Below are 15,476 nucleotides of genomic sequence, written 5' to 3'. Positions count from 1 at the left end.
AATCTTTTTCTGCCAGTCAGGTTTCAACATCAACGACAATACCTTCCGCACCTTCCTGTTCCCTGTGATGAGCCAAGAATTTCAAAACTTCGTCAGCTGGCCACTGATGCACCACTTCACCGGAATCCTTGTCTATACCCTGATAAATGAAAACACCTGTGGCATCATCCTTGTCAATTCGAAGCCGGGTATCAGGTGGATCCTGCGGCAGCGAAGCATTGATGATCTCTTCCGCGGCCTTGAGAAAGTCCTTCGTGCTATCAGCATTTAGGGCACGCGTTTTCTCTCCAGCAGCCCGAGTAATTGCTGCAGAGAGTTTGCTTTCCTTTTCCGCTCCGGACCCTGGAGTCCTGAATATATTTTCAGTTTTGTATAAAGCCGTTTTTTGTTTTATTTTGTTCGGACCGCCATAGCTTTCTGCGTCTTTGGCACTCCCGGCTCCAGGGACCGACGGATTTATTTTAAGTCCGTCAACCATCGCTTTTCTCTTACTTTGTTGTAATCTCCGTTAACACTGCTAGTTTTCTGTTTTCCACTTTTAAAAATTTCTTATGCAACAAATTTTATTCTAAAAAAATAGCAAAAACAATAAAGTTCTTTTTGGAGATCGGCGGGGCGAATATATCGCCCCGCCGCTTGTTATATTGGGAAATATTACCCGAAGAGTGACAGCACTGTACCCGGCTGCTGGTTGGCAATCGCCAAAGCCTGCAAGCCTAGCTGCTGTTTCACCTGCAGTGACTGCAAGTTCGCACTCTCTCGAGCCAGGTCGGCGTCGACAAGGTTACCAATACCCACCTCGATCGTATCCGACAGTTTATTCACGAATGACTGCACAGATTCGATACGTTTAGAACCGGCACCAAGAACCGCCAAAGCAGCGTTCGTGCTGTCCAGAGCGTTGTCAACGGCGGTAACTGCGTTACCTGCGTCGGTAACTGCACCAATCGTTGAAGCGTTCAGAGACAGACCAGTCAGTGTCAGTGTCTGAGCGGCAATAGTGATCGAAGAAGACGCGTCCTGGTTCACAATGCCCACAATGTTGTCAGAACCGTTAATCGCGTTAACACCGTTAAATTCAGCATTGCTCACGATGGTGTTGATCTGATCACGCAGCTGCACAAATTCGTTATTCAGTTTTGTACGCTGAGCATCATCCTGGCCAGGGTCTTTCGCGGCCACAGCCTTTTCCTTCATTTCAATGAGAAGGTCAGACACAGCTTCGGCGCCGGCCAGTGCCGTATCGATAGCACCGGTAGCGAAGTTCAGGCTGTCTTTAACAGCCTTCAAACCGGAAAGCTCACCACGCTGGGACTGGGCAATAGAATAAACCGCAGCATTATCCTTAGCAGTCGCCACTTTAAAACCAGTGTTAACACGGTTCTGGGTGATGTTAAGGGATTTATTGGTTTTATTGAGAGTCTGCAGGGCAATAAGCGCACCCGCATTGGTGTTTACTGAAAAAGCCATCTATATATCTCCATTCTGAGAGTAACAATCAACAGGACCTTTTGTCCCGCCGGGCATTTTTACCCGATTTTGTGAACCACCAAGACATCATTCTGATACCACAGCTCACAAAACCAGATTATTCTATAAACTGTAAACAAAAGGTTAACAAGAGTATTAATAATTAGATTTCGATAATTTCATATCTTTTACAAATAGTTACAGCGCAAACACCTTATTGGAGTTTGCGCTGCTGCCAAATAAAATTAATAATTCAGACTACACCGTTGTGGAGGTTCCGGAGTAATTCATGTCGGGCTCTTTTACTGCGGATGAATCGGATTTCATTAATGAGGCCTGGGCCGCAAGACCGTCCATAATATTACGATTCACATTGATCAAAGCATCAATATTCTCTTCTCCCCGCGCCACCTGAGAACTATATTTACCAACCCATATAGATAGAGAGATAATTTGAGCACGCACTACGTCAGGTAATTTATTGCCCTCCACTGCACAATCTGTAGCAAGGGTAGACCAAAGCCGTCTGTTCCAATGAAGTGCCTCATGGAGCCGTTTATCTGTTTTTTGCAGATCCTTAGCTTCCATCAGCGCTCGCGTAACTTCCGTAAATATTCTGTACTCAGTCTGAGAATGTGTCTCAGTTGCTGTCTGTGTCTTCTGGTAGGCTTCCAGGGACATAATTCAATCTCTCTTTTTCATAATCAAACAGTTTTTTGCACTTATTAAGAGCTTTGTAATATTCCTGATTCATTACATCATGACTGATGGCGACACACAATGTACGGGCAGCGGGATTTTCGATAACCCCCAGCAATTCAGTCATTCTTAACACGAATTGCTCGTAATAATCCTTGTATCCTGCCTCATCCATATACATTAGCATTATAGGAAAATATACATGCTTGACCGGTGTATTCACCTCTTCCGCCTGCATAATATCCTTCTCACGCAGCAGTGAGGCCTTATTCTGAAGAACCAGTGTCGCTCGCCGGTCCCCATTGACCATCACAGCCCCATTGACGACAAATTTTTCTCCCGGTTTCAAAGACAGCTTTAACGCCATTTCTTTAACTTTCTTTATAGTTGATCCAGTTTGATATTAACCATATGATCCGGATCATACCTGTTATTTTGTATTTTCACAAACAGGTGGTTAACATATTATAAACGAATTCAATTTTATTTTGAGTTTCGTTAAAAATTTTCCTCAGGAATGCCTCTGCATTATGCCAAGAAATAAAACAGCAAACGACAAACCTGTCGCCCCTCCCCAAACCAAAGGGCAATTTGGTAAATACATAAAAAAAGGTAACCTGCTGTATAAAAATGGTGAATACAGTCAGGCTCTGCAAATCATGAATGCCGCCTGGCAATTTGATCCGGAGAATACTGAGATTGCGGTAATTGTCGCAGACTGCCTGTTTCATTTAGGTATAAAAAACAAAGCTCTTGAATTGCTGACACATATACTGGAGAAATCCCCCGGCAATCCGGACATATGCTCTGTTCTTGGCCAAGCGGCCATGAAAATGAACTTTTTCGAACTATCCTATAAATGCTACGAACTCTACACGCGGTTAAAACCCGATAATTATCGGGGGTATGTAAATCTTACTTCCGCCTTGAGAGAGATGGGAAGACTTGATGATGCGATCGGTCTGTTACAAGAAATCCTCCCACTTTTCCCGGAAACAGCAGATCTCTGGAACAGCCTTGCCGCTGCAGTTCAAGCACGGGATGGTCTCGAGGCCAGCCTGGTGTTTTATGAAGAAGCATTACGTCTTGACCCGAATAACCGACAGGTTCTGAATAACCTTCCCGACATTTATTACGGCATGGGAAGAATAGAGGATGCAAAAAAAACATTGGAACATTGCCTGGAGGTAAGTTCAGAATATGCATCCCCTCACCTGCGATATTCACAAATCCTTTTGTGTGAAGGTAATTTTGAGGAGGGCTGGAAACACTATGAATGGCGAAAACATAAATCAAATACAAACCATTTGCCGGCCATCTATTCCATACCCGAGTGGCGCCCTGGACAAAGCCTGAAAGGCAAGACCCTCCTCATCTCCGCCGAACAGGGGGTTGGCGACGAACTATTGGCAACGCCTTTGTTCGAACGGATCATTTCCGAAGCAAAAAAAGTGCATATCGGCTGCGACCGGAGACTTGTCGACCTTTTGCAGCATAGCTTTCCTTCGGCAACTATTCACGCCTGTTATTTTCAAACCAATCCAACAACAGGTAACGATTTAAGGGTTTATCCGGATCTTGATGTCAAGGAAGTTGACCTTATGTGCTACAGCCTTGATACACTGAGAAACCAGTGGCGGCACCTAAATGACATAGAGGCCAAAAGCAAAATTCTTTTTCCCCCTGAAGAGTTGGTCCAAAAATGGCAAGAAAGAATAGCTGCATTACCGGGACGTCTAAAAGTAGGGATTTGCTGGAGAAGTGGCGTGCTTCATGTCCAGCGCAAAAGACACTATGCAGAGCTCGAAGAATGGCTTCCCATACTGCAAAATAAAAAAGTTGATTTTATCAATATTCAGTATGGTGAGTGTTCTGAAGAACTTAAAAGCATATCTGAGAAATTTGATATAGAAATTCACAATTTCCAGGATCTTGATCTTAAAGACGATTTTGAAGGGACGGCAGCAATGATGAGTTGCCTGGATCTTGCTATGGGCCCGACGACAACTCCTGTGCTTCAGGCAGGCACAACAGGTGTAGAAACATGGTGGCTCACTGATAACATGCCATGGTGGACATTCGGTGAGGAAAAACCCCGCTGGCTGGAAAAGGGTTATATCCACGCGAAAAAACCCACAGAAAAATGGTCTGAATTCATGAAAGAAATGGGCAAAACATTTGATGAATGGGTTGAGAAAAAACTTTCCTAATCACCATCAAGGCACTTTACGTTGAACAAATAGATCATGACATCACAGAAACAAAACACACATGAAACAGGACTGGTTGTCAGGAATAGAGGACAGTTCAACAGGGTTCTTCTGAAAGGGAACCAGCTTTTTAAAAAAGGGCAATATACTCAAGCCGCTCACTTTCTGGAGGCGGCCTGGAAATTTGATAATTCCAACTCGCAGATTGCCGTGCAGATCGCCAATTGCCTGTTTCATATAGGTGAAAAAGCCAGGGCGATTGAAACACTTATAGAGTGTCTTGAACAAGATCCCGGCAATGCGGATATATGTACTGTCATTGGCGGGGCAGCGCTCAAGTTCAATTTTCACGACATCGCTTTCAAGGCATATGAACATTACACCAGATTGAAGCCCAGTGATCCCAAAGGATATGTCAATCTTGCCGCAGCACTAAAGGAAATCGGCCAGTTCGATAAAGCCATAGATTTGTTACAGGAGATTATTCCGATTTATCCTGAATATGTCGGTCTCTGGACGTCCCTCGCCAGCGTTGTACAGCTTCGTGATGGACCCGAGGCAAGCCTGGTATTTTATGAGGAAGCCCACAGGCTCGATTCTGATGATCGACTCGCTCTTTATAACCTTTCGAAGATCCATGATGATCTGGGTAACAGGGATCGGGCAAAGGAGTTGGCACAAGCCTGTGTCAAGAAATTCAATGAATTCCCTCAGGCCCACATGCTTTATTCCAAAATCCTGCTGAATGAGGGCATCTTGTCCGATGGATGGAAAGAATACGGCTGGCGCCATCATCCAGGAAGCAACAGTTCCTGTTATCTGCCTTATAAGATTTCCAGATGGGAAAACAATGCCGATATTAGTGGAAAAACACTGCTGATTTCTGCGGAACAGGGCGTTGGTGATGAGCTTCTCGCCACGCCAGTCTATGATCAGATTATTGACAGGGCAGCGCATGTCTATATTGGCTGCGATCCAAGACTGGTTTCCCTGTTCGAGAATTCATTTCCAAAGGCAACCATCCTTGCCTGCACAATTATCCAGACCCCGGACGGACGCGAAGGACGCCATTACGCTGCACTAGAGGAAAATATCGCCGAAAGAATCGATTATATGTGCACCAGCCTGGATTGCCTTGCCAACCTATGGCAGTCCGTGGATAATATAAAATCCCGGAATAAAATACTGACCCCTGCCCCTGAGCTCGTTACAACGTGGCAGAACAGGCTGGACAGTCTGCCCTCAAAACCGAATATTGGTATCTGTTGGCGTAGCGGTGTTCTGCATGTGCAGCGTAAAATTCATTATGCGGATCTTGATGACTGGTTGCCGGTTCTCAAGAACAAGAATGTTAATTTCGTCAACATCCAGTATGGCGACTGTAAGGATGAACTGAAACAACTGGAAAAAAAACACGGAATCATAATTCACAACTTTGAAGATCTTGATCTCAAAGATGATTTTGAAGGAACCTCCGCCATGATGTCCTGCCTCGATTTGGCCATGGGACCGACCACAACTCCCGTCATCCAGGCCGGACTTACCGGAACCGAGATCTGGTGGATGAGCGAGGAACACCCCTGGTGGACTTTCGGCGAGGAAAACCCACGCTGGCTGGAAAAAGGCTATATCCATGCTAAAAAAGCCACGGACAAATGGCCAGTCTTTATGAAAGAAATGGCCAACACATTCAACGAATGGGTCGATAAAAAACTCGCCGGGAAATAAAATCTTTGACCCTGTTTCGACCTTTCGGTAACTTTCCACAAACAATCTAAAACAGGTGTTTGAAAAATGAAGTTTAAGGGTACCGATACTTATGTGGCAACCGAAGACCTGATGGTCGCCGTCAATGCCGCCATGACGCTGCAGCGTCCCCTCCTTATCAAGGGAGAACCGGGCACCGGAAAAACCGTACTGGCCCATGAAGTCGCCAAAGCCACCGGTAAAAACCTGCTGGAATGGCACATCAAATCCACCACCAAGGCCCAGCAGGGCCTGTACGAGTACGACGCCGTTTCCCGCCTGCGTGATTCCCAGCTTGGCGACGAAAAGGTCAAGGATATCAAAAACTACATTAAAAAAGGTAAGCTGTGGGAGGCCTTCGAGGCGGATGATTCCCCGATCCTTCTGATTGATGAAATCGACAAGGCGGATATCGAATTTCCCAACGACCTGCTGCAGGAACTGGACCGCATGGAATTCAATGTCTATGAGACCGGTGAAACCGTCAAGGCCGAGCAGCGCCCGCTGGTGATCATCACCAGTAACAATGAAAAAGAACTGCCGGACGCCTTCCTGCGGCGCTGTTTCTTCCATTATATCCAGTTCCCGGACCGGGACACCATGCACCAGATTGTCAATGTCCATTACCCGGACATCCAGCAAATGCTGGTGCGGGAGGCGCTAAACCTGTTCTATGACATCCGCGACGTTCCCGGCCTGAAAAAACGCCCGTCCACGTCCGAACTTCTCGACTGGCTCAAGCTTCTGATGATTGAGGATATGCCTGTCGACGTGCTCAAAAGCCGCGATCCGAAAAAGCTTATCCCCCCGCTGCACGGTGCCCTGCTGAAAAACGAGCAGGACGTGCATCTGTTCGAGCGCCTGGCCTTCATGAACAAAAGAGAAAACCGGTAAGAAGGCAGGAATGCAATGCCTCAGTCAAGCAAGCTATCCAGACAAACCGGGGCACAGTCCAGAAAACTGTTTCAGAATGCACAGTCTTTTTATCAGAAAAAGAACTATGTAAAGGCCATAGAGCTGATGGAAGGCGCCAAGGCGCTCGGCATGGACTCTACTGACCTTCTTTTGTTGTTGTCGGACAGCTACCTCAGACTGGGGCAGATCAATAAGGGGACCGATATGCTTATGCAGGCTGCCGCCAGGGACGAAAATAATCCGGAAATACTTTCGACGGCAGGAAATACATGCCTGCGACTGGGCCTGAATGATCTTGCGGTCAAATTCCTCGCCAGGAATCTTCAACTGAGTTCCGGAGATCCCAAAGCTTACTACCACTATGCCAATGCCTTGAAAAATGATGGACAGATAGACGAAGCCATATCCCTCCTGCAGGAAATAATCCCCATCTTTCCCGACCAGGAATATCTCTGGGATAGCCTCGGCAATGTGGTGAGCCTGAGAGACGGGCCAGACAAAGCCCTGGTATTTTTTGAAGAGGCCCTCAAGCTCAACCCTGAAAACGGCACAGTCTATAACAACATTACACTTTCATATGAAAGTGTGGGCAATTATGAGCAGGCAGTAAAGCACGCCAGAAAAGCTGTGGAGTTTCTTCCCGATTCTCCCGATGCCCATCTGAATCTTGCCACCACCCTGCTGATCTCCGGCCAGTTGGAAGAAGGGTGGAAAGAGTATGAATGGCGCAAGAGCCTACTGAACCCCAATTCCCGGAAAATGCCGTCACACATCCCTTCCTGGACTGGAGAAGACCTGAAGGACAAGACGCTGCTGATCGGCGCCGAACAGGGTGTCGGTGATGAAATTTTCCTCTCCGGCCTCTACGCTGAATTGATATCGCAGGCAAAAAAACTATACATCGGTTGCGATGAGAGACTTGTCCCTTTGTACGAATCCTGTTTCCCGGACGCCGAAGTTATCCCCTATGAAGAGAAAAAAGACCGCAAGACCGAGAAACTGGCCCGGATATATCCCGCCCTTAAAAATATTGATATCGACTATTTCTGTCTGAATTTCGATCTGTTTAAAATTTTCTGGCCGACACCGGACGATTTGAAAAAATACACTGCTTCTCCGCTGAACATCCCGGCTGAACTTAAGTCAGTCTGGCAGGAAAGGCTCGGTAAACTTCCGCATAAGAAGAATATCGGCATCAGCTGGCGTAGCGGAAAATTGTCTGTCCTCAGATCTCTTCAGTATGCGCCCCTCACTGAATGGGCCGAACTGATCAAAAGCAACCCCGAGGCAAATTTCATAAACCTTCAATATGGAGAGTGCGGCGAGGAACTGGCAGAACTGGAAAAAATGTCCGGGCAAAAAATTTACAGTTTCGAGGAACTGGATCTCAAAAATGATTTCCTGAACAGCGCAGCTCTTATGTCTTGTCTTGACCTGGCGATCGGTCCTGCGACTACGTGCAATGCCCTTGCAGTCAATACAGGAGTAGAAACCTGGTGGTTGAATTCCGGAGACACATGGTGGACATTTGGAACCGACAATCCGCCCTGGCTGAACAACGGCCGGGTTTTCAAAAAGAACCTCAATGAGAAATGGCCTGGCTTTATGGGAAAGGTTTCTGAGCATCTGGAGAAGCACATTTGACTTGCCTGAATAAACAGACCACTTTCTCATACAGGCTTCAATAAAAAGAGACTTGAATGTTTATAGATTTCTTTTTGGCGTTACGTGAAAATAATGTTCCCGCATCCCTGCGGGAGTACCTTACCCTCATGGAGGCCATGAAAAAAGGGCTGGCGGATTATTCCATAGATGACTTTTATTATCTGAGCCGGGCGACCCTGGTGAAGGACGAACGCAATCTGGACAAGTTCGACCAGGTTTTCGGCCATCACTTCAAGGGACTGGAAGCCCCGGCGATCGAAGATCTGACAACGGAAATTCCTGAAGAATGGTTGCGCAAGCTGGCGGAAAAATTTCTCACGCCTGAGGAAATGGCGGAAATCGAGGGCATGGGCGACTGGGACAAGCTCATGGAAACCCTGCAGAAACGCCTTGAGGAGCAGAAGGAACGCCACCAGGGCGGCAACAAATGGATCGGCACGGCCGGCACCTCCCCCTTCGGCGCCTATGGCTATAATCCGGAAGGTGTGCGTATCGGCCAGAAGGAAGGACGGCACGGCAAGGCCGTCAAGGTCTGGGACAAACGCCAGTTCAAGAACCTGGACGACAATGTGGAGCTCGGCACCCGCAACATCAAGGTGGCCCTTAAACGCCTGCGCCGCTTTGCCCGGGAGGGCGCGGCCAGCGAACTCGATCTGCATGACACCATCCATAGCACTGCCAAACAGGGCTGGCTTGACATCAAGATGGTCCCGGAACGCCATAATGCGGTAAAAGTCCTATTGTTTTTTGATGTTGGGGGCTCCATGGACCCCTTTATCAAAATCTGCGAGGAACTTTTTTCCGCCGCCCGCACCGAATTTAAGAATATGGAATATTTCTATTTTCATAACTGTCTTTATGAAGGCGTCTGGCAGGACAACCGCCGCCGCAATGTGAACCGGATCAATACCTGGGACATCCTGCATAAATATCCCCATGACTATAAGGTGATCTTTGTCGGTGATGCTTCCATGAGCCCCTACGAAATTGTCTATCCTGGCGGCAGCGTAGAGCATTGGAACGAGGAAAGCGGCGAAATCTGGATGCGTCGGATTCTCAAGGTTTATGAAAGTGCGGTCTGGCTTAATCCGGTAAAGGAAAAATACTGGGACTACACCCATTCTGTCACCCTGATAAAGGAACTGATGGAAAACCGCATGTATCCCCTCACTTTGGCCGGCCTTGAAGGCGCCATGAAAGAACTGAGCCGGAAAAAATAATTTACCCGAATGACCTGCTTCAATTGAAAAGCCAACCTCCCCACCTTATGATAATAGTACCAAGAGAAAAACCAGAAGGTCAAAGTCATGAAAAAAATTCTTGTCATCGCCGAACAACTTCCCGCGGCCCCGTCCCTCGCCCTGGACAAAGCCATGTTTTTTGCAGAAAAGGGAGATGCGGAAGTTCACATTTTCTCGCTTGTCTATGACGAGGTCTTTGATCATCCCGAACTGATCACCGCCGAAGAGGCTGAGCAGCTGCAAAAGAAATTGATGGATAAGACAAAAGCCAGGCTGGACAAGCTGATTGCGGGCAAAAAAAATGTTACCGGCGAGGTGAACTGGGGCAAAAACCTGGCGGAGGCTGTTGATCTAAGTTGTCAGAAAACCCCCCGCGACCTGATCATCAAAACCGGCCATCGTTCCGAGTCTATTTTGCATCACCCTTCCGATTTCCGGCTTCTGAACCTGCCTGCAACCCCTGTCATGATCCTGAGTGCAGAAAGCTGGCGCACCAAACCGGTGGTTCTGGCCACCATTGACTTTTCCAGCGATGATGCGGAACAAAAGGCCTTGAATGATAAGGTCCTTGGCCAGGCCAGGGAATTTGCGGATTTGATGGGTGCTGAACTCCATTGCTGTTACGTGGTCACCTATAACTCAGCTCTCGCCGACCTGGATATCATCCACAAGGATGAAATATTTGAACGTTTCAAGGCAAAACAGCTGAAGAAACTCCAGGATTATGTAGCTACTTTTGGCATTCCCGCCAAGAACCTTCATTATAAAGCGGGACTGGTCGAGAAAGTCATTCCGTCGATTGCCAACCGCCTAAAAGCTGAACTGGTTGTACTTGGAACCCACCGCAGAAAAGGACTTTCCAGAATTGTGATCGGTAACAGCAGCGAAAAAATTCTGAAGATCTTACGCACGGATATCCTCGCCATCAAACCCGATTGAGGCGAAGAAAAAAAATCCTCCTGCGGCAATGCTGCAGGAGGACAGTACTGTTCAGAATGAAAATTACTAGCGCCGATATTTTGAAATCGCCGCTTCAAGAGATTTTTTAATCTCTGTACCGATTTGGCCACCGTCACCCTCAATGCGATCCTTGATTACCACACGCATGGCATCGATATGGGCCTTGATAATCTCCACGTGACTGTCCCCCATCCCCGCACTGGGACCGGTGAAGTTGTACAGCCCTTCGGCAAAATCGGTTATCAGCTGATAGCCGAATGTACCACCCTGGCCCTTCATATCGTGGGCAATAGCGTTGATCTTCTCATAGTGAGCCTTGCGATATTCAGGAGTATCCACACAACGGCGATGTTCCTCCGCAAGATTGTCAATCAGCGTGGATACCCAGTCCGGATAATCCTCGGCCATTTCCTGTAGTGCTTCATGGGCCTTGAGCATCATGCCTTCATCAAATGACACGTCTTCCGGATTGACATTGCCCAGCCCGACAGCTTTTTCTCTCAATTTGTTTTTCAGGCGATAAAAACGCACCTTCACCGGCTTACCCATTGATTACTTCCACTTCTTCACTTTCATAAGTCAGCTTGCGACGATCTTCTCCTTCGAAAGGAACATTCTGGCGTCGCCTGTCCGGGCCAAAGTACGACGCAGTGTGGACAAACTGACGCGGCTTCATGATGACAGAAAAAATCTTGTCGGCCAGCGCGTTGATGGAAAACGGCTTGGACATGAATTCATTGACACCCATCTCGCGCGCTTCCTGCACGCGGGCAGGTTCGGAATAGCCGGTAATCATGACGAAGGGAACGAAACGATCCGGGGATTCTTTGTGCCGGCGCACCCAGCGCAGCAGCATCATGCCGTTCACAGGCGACATTTCCCAGTCGGAAATGATCAGGTCAACGGACATCATTCCGGCTTTCATCGGGTTTTCCACGACCAGTTTGAGAAATTCAATAGCTTCTCCTCCGTCCCCGACGGATTTGATCGTCCCGACGCCCAGCACGCGCAGACTATTGACAATTAATGAACGGATAAATTGGCTGTCTTCAACGACCAGGACACTGATCCTGCTCAAGTCCAGATTACTCATATCTATTATCTACCTTAATCTTCAAATGCTTTGAGGCAATCTTGTGGGATTAGGGTAAATAAAGTATGAAACTTTGCTCAAATTTTTCAGTTTTTATCTGCAGTTAGCTTGCCTGCACAGTATACTCAGCGGTGTGACTGCCGATCTCTGCCCTGAGCTTCTTGTGCAGACCAAGATGAAAAAGGGCCTCCGCGATCAGAAAACCCGGTGCCATGAAAATCTGGAAAAGATTATCCAAAAGGGCTGGTTTTCTGCCCTCGAATACATGCCCCACAAGCTGGAATATCCACCCGCCCACGAACAGCACTGCAAACCATATCCAGCCGTTGCTGTCGGCAACCGGCGCCAGACTAGCGGACATTTTCAAGAGTGGGATAAAGACTATGGCGGCAACAACGCCGATCACCAGATCTGACAGTAGATAAAACAGCAAAATCACTGCCAGAAAAACCATGGCAAAGGTAACCTGTATACCGTTCAATGTGAAAAGACCGATCCAGGAAAAAAGCATAAACAGGGAGATCACGATGGATGGAACGCCAATATAGTGAGTTATCTGGTTACGTGTATCCATATGATAAGCAGAATACATGGCCATCTGCTGTATAAAGAAGTTCTTCATCTGTCTTTCCCGTTACGAAGCATCCAGTTTTATGTTCTTTTTGAAGGCCTGATTGTATCATAGTTCACAGATACACCCAATTTATCTTTTATTGTCACCGGGGCAGTTGCTACACCCTTGGTAGCCTGTTAGAATGCACGGCAAATTCAACCCCCAAATAACTATGATCGCAGCATGAGTGAACAGAGCACAAGCCAGGCCGACACAGAAACCAAGCAGGCCGAGGCATCGAACAATGACCAGGTGGTTACCCCTCACCCATCGTCCCTGAAGCACCACAAGGTCAATATCACGCGAGAGGCAGGGACCAAAGCCTGGCTGAAAACCTACTGGCCCATGCTGACCTCAACGGTCCTGAGCATTTTGTGGGTTGGTGCCTGTATCAGCCTTTTCCTGACCTCGGACCGTCAGCTTGATAGAATGCCGCTTTATGAGATGGCGGGACTTCTTGCCGGCGCCATGTTGCCGCTCATGGTGATCTGGTTGATGACACTTGCCTTTTTGCGTGTCACCCCCCTGCGGGAGGAACGGCTTGCCCTGTCCAGTGGACTGGAAAACCTGCTTTCCCCCCTGGATATCGCCCAGAAGCGGGTAGAAACAATTGTCGCCAACCTGCACAAGGAAATCAAACATATCGAGGCGGCAGGGGATATCGCCCAGTCAAGAATTGAAAATCTGGAGAACCGCTTTCAGGAACAGATCACATCGCTGTTCGAGGTCACAACAAACGCAGAAAACCGCACCCAGGACTTCCAGGAGCTTCTCGGCCGGGAGCGGGAAGCTCTGCATGGCGTGAGCGAGGATATCACAGGCCGCCTGAAGGAACTGGAGACAGTTTTCAGCCAGCTCAGGTTCGATAGCGAAACCATCACCAATATCACCCGCAAGAATTCTGAAAAAGTCAGCAACGAGATCGTTTTCCAGAAAAAAACGCTCGATGAGCGGGCTCATCAGATTGAGGAGCGACTGGATACGCTTGGCGAGAAACTTCGCAAGTTGACGACCGATATTGAACAGACTGTAGATACTTCCGGCGAAAAACTTGCTGCGATCACCAGCGACGTAGAAACCAAGAGGGAAGGTCTGGCCGCAACGATAGGACTATTGTCCGAGCAAACCACCGAAATCTGCACGAAACTTGAAGAGCAGGCGGGCAATATTGGGAAAATCACGGAAGGGACGGCTTCGGACAGCGAACGCCTTACGGCAATGATCAGGGAGCAGGCAAACGACCTCTCTACGGTTGCGGCAGGCGCCCTTGCCCAGACTGCGGAAGCCGGCGAGAGTTTCCAGACCCACGCGACTAACCTTGGCCGACTATTTACGGAAGTAACTGAAAAGGGCAACCTCCTGATCGAGGAAGCTGGCGGCAGGTTCGCCGAGAACACGGATATGATCCAGCGGATTATCAACGACTTTTCCACCAATTTGGCGGAACAGATCGAAGAGACGACCCGGCGAATCAATACCCAGAACGAAAGCCTGGAACATTCGCTAGCCGCGCGCATTTCAAATGCCGAGGAAATTCTCGAAACCCAGGCGGAAGTCATTCGCGAAGGACTCAGGCTCCAGGCCGAGGAAATCCAGTCTATTCTGTCCGGCAATACGGAACAGATCGGCCAGTCCATCCAGGGCTCCCTGATGGACATTCAGAAGCATTCCGAAAGTATCAACCATGTGGTCGATGCCAATGTCGCCAAGCTGAACGAAAACGTCAGCCTGATGGATACCCAGAGCAGCCGCTTTGAGGAAATTTCCGAAACCTATCGGGCACAGCTTGACCAGTCCGGGGAAAAACTGAAACAGCAGCATGAAAGCCTCACAGACAGCATCGGTACCGTCACTGAACATATCTCACTTGCCATCGACAGGCTCAAGGACCAGTCCTCTGACCTTGGCATCCACGGCCAGACAGTCATTGACAATATCCTCGGCCAGACTGAACAACTGACGGTCCACATAGAGGAAATTCGCCAGCGGGCTGAAAGCAGCCTTCGCGACATGCAGGACATTGAAAACAATATCAATGCCCAGATGAACGCCACTGAAGAGAAAACCGGTCATATCACGGAAGACTGGCGCAAGACATCTGATTATATCAGTTCAAAATGCAATGAAACCATCGAGCACCTGGGCAGTCTGATCGAACGAATCCAGTCTCTGGAAATTGACAACAACAAGACCGCAGAGACGGCAGAGGCCAATATCAAACGTATTTCAGACGAGCTTCAGCATGCCTCGGAGAGCATCTATCTTGCCTCTGCCAGTGCTGTCGAGGCAGCCGATGAAACCAATAAGGTGATCGAGCGGCATAATGAGAAGTTCCAGCAGTTGATCAAATCCATCCAGCTGTCCAGCAACAGTGTCATTGCCGATGCCGAATCCTTTGAAAAACGCATCACGCAGAAAACAGGAACCGGCTTCCCCGCCCTCGCCTCCCGGGTTATGGAACAGCTTCAGTCCTCGGCAATTGATATCGGCAGATATGTTGATGAAGATGTCTCAGACGATCTGTGGCAACTCTATGTCAAAGGCGATAAGGGCGCTTTCCTGCGTCGTCTGAAGAAAGTCAGCAACAAGAAAATTCAGGCCAAGGTTGCTGAAAAGTGCCAGAACGATGCTGACTTCCGCCGGTATGTCCAGGAATATATGCAGAACTTTGAAGACCTGATGGGCAAAGCCATGGGCAGCACCTCAAATTCTGCTTTTGCCGTGGCATTGATCTCTTCCGATGCGGGCAAAGTATACCTGGCTCTGGCGCAGGCCGTTGGAAAACTTTCATAAACCAGCTCCCTGCCCCTGCAAAGCATCAGACAAAATAAAAGCCGCCTGTGATTAGGCGGCTTTTCAATTGC

The 15,476-nt window shown here is 48.2% G+C and carries 14 protein-coding genes; 7 read left to right on the top strand and 7 right to left on the bottom strand.

Features of this window, described 5'->3' with window-relative positions:
- Window positions 1-16: 16 nt before the first annotated feature.
- From ACN0YD_RS06135 to flbT, 4 genes are all read right to left on the bottom strand, one after another.
- The gene (locus tag ACN0YD_RS06135) at window positions 17-478 is read right to left on the bottom strand and encodes a flagellar protein FlaG (protein ID WP_417317859.1); all 462 of its coding nucleotides are present in this window, start codon (window positions 476-478) and stop codon (window positions 17-19) included.
- A 176-nt stretch (window positions 479-654) separates the two neighbouring features.
- The gene (locus ACN0YD_RS06130) at window positions 655-1,470 is read right to left on the bottom strand and encodes a flagellin (protein ID WP_417317857.1); all 816 of its coding nucleotides are present in this window, start codon (window positions 1,468-1,470) and stop codon (window positions 655-657) included.
- 258 nt (window positions 1,471-1,728) lie between these two features.
- Window positions 1,729-2,151, bottom strand: coding sequence for a flagellar biosynthesis regulator FlaF (flaF, locus tag ACN0YD_RS06125; protein ID WP_417317855.1), 423 nt, complete (start codon window positions 2,149-2,151; stop codon window positions 1,729-1,731).
- Window positions 2,111-2,536: a flagellar biosynthesis repressor FlbT gene (gene flbT, locus ACN0YD_RS06120; protein ID WP_417317853.1), complete on the bottom strand. Its 426-nt coding sequence runs from the start codon at window positions 2,534-2,536 to the stop codon at window positions 2,111-2,113. The genes flaF and flbT overlap by 41 nt, the downstream gene beginning before the upstream one ends.
- Window positions 2,537-2,699: 163 nt before the next feature.
- On the opposite strand from flbT, the gene ACN0YD_RS06115 reads away from it, so the two are divergent.
- The 6 genes from ACN0YD_RS06115 (at window position 2,700) to ACN0YD_RS06090 (ending at window position 10,885) form a co-directional block, all read left to right on the top strand.
- Window positions 2,700-4,379 carry a tetratricopeptide repeat protein gene (locus tag ACN0YD_RS06115; RefSeq protein ID WP_417317851.1) on the top strand — a complete coding sequence of 560 codons (1,680 nt, stop codon included), beginning with the start codon at window positions 2,700-2,702 and terminating at the stop codon, window positions 4,377-4,379.
- Between the two features lie 36 nt (window positions 4,380-4,415).
- Window positions 4,416-6,107, top strand: coding sequence for a tetratricopeptide repeat protein (locus tag ACN0YD_RS06110; RefSeq protein WP_417317850.1), 1,692 nt, complete (start codon window positions 4,416-4,418; stop codon window positions 6,105-6,107).
- Window positions 6,108-6,173: 66 nt separating this feature from the next.
- On the top strand, window positions 6,174-7,019 hold the full coding sequence (locus ACN0YD_RS06105; RefSeq protein ID WP_417317848.1) for an AAA family ATPase: 846 nt from the start codon (window positions 6,174-6,176) through the stop codon (window positions 7,017-7,019).
- Window positions 7,020-7,034: 15 nt separating this feature from the next.
- A complete protein-coding gene (locus ACN0YD_RS06100; protein ID WP_417317846.1) occupies window positions 7,035-8,684 on the top strand; it encodes a tetratricopeptide repeat protein in 1,650 nt (549 codons plus the stop codon).
- A 56-nt stretch (window positions 8,685-8,740) separates the two neighbouring features.
- Complete coding sequence (locus ACN0YD_RS06095) at window positions 8,741-9,925, top strand: vWA domain-containing protein (protein ID WP_417317845.1); 1,185 nt, start codon at window positions 8,741-8,743, stop codon at window positions 9,923-9,925.
- A gap of 87 nt (window positions 9,926-10,012) precedes the next feature.
- Window positions 10,013-10,885 carry a universal stress protein gene (locus tag ACN0YD_RS06090; protein ID WP_417317843.1) on the top strand — a complete coding sequence of 291 codons (873 nt, stop codon included), beginning with the start codon at window positions 10,013-10,015 and terminating at the stop codon, window positions 10,883-10,885.
- A 66-nt stretch (window positions 10,886-10,951) separates the two neighbouring features.
- On the opposite strand, the gene ACN0YD_RS06085 is transcribed toward ACN0YD_RS06090, so the two are convergent.
- From ACN0YD_RS06085 to ACN0YD_RS06075, 3 genes are all read right to left on the bottom strand, one after another.
- On the bottom strand, window positions 10,952-11,455 hold the full coding sequence (locus ACN0YD_RS06085) for a hypothetical protein (protein WP_417317841.1): 504 nt from the start codon (window positions 11,453-11,455) through the stop codon (window positions 10,952-10,954).
- Window positions 11,448-11,999: a response regulator gene (locus ACN0YD_RS06080; RefSeq protein ID WP_417317839.1), complete on the bottom strand. Its 552-nt coding sequence runs from the start codon at window positions 11,997-11,999 to the stop codon at window positions 11,448-11,450. Before ACN0YD_RS06080 ends, ACN0YD_RS06085 begins: the two co-directional genes overlap by 8 nt.
- Window positions 12,000-12,102: 103 nt before the next feature.
- Window positions 12,103-12,621, bottom strand: a complete 519-nt coding sequence (locus ACN0YD_RS06075; protein WP_417317837.1) for a DUF962 domain-containing protein — start codon at window positions 12,619-12,621, stop codon at window positions 12,103-12,105.
- 174 nt (window positions 12,622-12,795) lie between these two features.
- Here ACN0YD_RS06075 and ACN0YD_RS06070 point away from each other — a divergent pair, with 174 nt between their 5' ends.
- Complete coding sequence (locus tag ACN0YD_RS06070; protein ID WP_417317835.1) at window positions 12,796-15,405, top strand: hypothetical protein; 2,610 nt, start codon at window positions 12,796-12,798, stop codon at window positions 15,403-15,405.
- The last annotated feature ends 71 nt before the right edge of the window (window positions 15,406-15,476 follow it).

This window comes from Emcibacter sp. (assembly GCF_048269205.1).
Taxonomy (GTDB): domain Bacteria; phylum Pseudomonadota; class Alphaproteobacteria; order Sphingomonadales; family Emcibacteraceae; genus Emcibacter.
Note: the sequence above shows the minus strand (reverse complement) of the source record. Positions and strands in the feature narration are given on the sequence as shown.

What these genes read in the sequence shown, in the direction of transcription:
- ACN0YD_RS06135 (WP_417317859.1), bottom strand. Translation starts at nt 478, where the DNA reads ATGGTTGACGGACTTAAAATAAATCCGTCGGTCCCTGGAGCCGGGAGT.
- ACN0YD_RS06130 (WP_417317857.1), bottom strand. Translation starts at nt 1,470, where the DNA reads ATGGCTTTTTCAGTAAACACCAATGCGGGTGCGCTTATTGCCCTGCAG.
- flaF (WP_417317855.1), bottom strand. Translation starts at nt 2,151, where the DNA reads ATGTCCCTGGAAGCCTACCAGAAGACACAGACAGCAACTGAGACACAT.
- flbT (WP_417317853.1), bottom strand. Translation starts at nt 2,536, where the DNA reads ATGGCGTTAAAGCTGTCTTTGAAACCGGGAGAAAAATTTGTCGTCAAT.
- ACN0YD_RS06115 (WP_417317851.1), top strand. Translation starts at nt 2,700, where the DNA reads ATGCCAAGAAATAAAACAGCAAACGACAAACCTGTCGCCCCTCCCCAA.
- ACN0YD_RS06110 (WP_417317850.1), top strand. Translation starts at nt 4,416, where the DNA reads ATGACATCACAGAAACAAAACACACATGAAACAGGACTGGTTGTCAGG.
- ACN0YD_RS06105 (WP_417317848.1), top strand. Translation starts at nt 6,174, where the DNA reads ATGAAGTTTAAGGGTACCGATACTTATGTGGCAACCGAAGACCTGATG.
- ACN0YD_RS06100 (WP_417317846.1), top strand. Translation starts at nt 7,035, where the DNA reads ATGCCTCAGTCAAGCAAGCTATCCAGACAAACCGGGGCACAGTCCAGA.
- ACN0YD_RS06095 (WP_417317845.1), top strand. Translation starts at nt 8,741, where the DNA reads ATGTTTATAGATTTCTTTTTGGCGTTACGTGAAAATAATGTTCCCGCA.
- ACN0YD_RS06090 (WP_417317843.1), top strand. Translation starts at nt 10,013, where the DNA reads ATGAAAAAAATTCTTGTCATCGCCGAACAACTTCCCGCGGCCCCGTCC.
- ACN0YD_RS06085 (WP_417317841.1), bottom strand. Translation starts at nt 11,455, where the DNA reads ATGGGTAAGCCGGTGAAGGTGCGTTTTTATCGCCTGAAAAACAAATTG.
- ACN0YD_RS06080 (WP_417317839.1), bottom strand. Translation starts at nt 11,999, where the DNA reads ATGAGTAATCTGGACTTGAGCAGGATCAGTGTCCTGGTCGTTGAAGAC.
- ACN0YD_RS06075 (WP_417317837.1), bottom strand. Translation starts at nt 12,621, where the DNA reads ATGAAGAACTTCTTTATACAGCAGATGGCCATGTATTCTGCTTATCAT.
- ACN0YD_RS06070 (WP_417317835.1), top strand. Translation starts at nt 12,796, where the DNA reads ATGAGTGAACAGAGCACAAGCCAGGCCGACACAGAAACCAAGCAGGCC.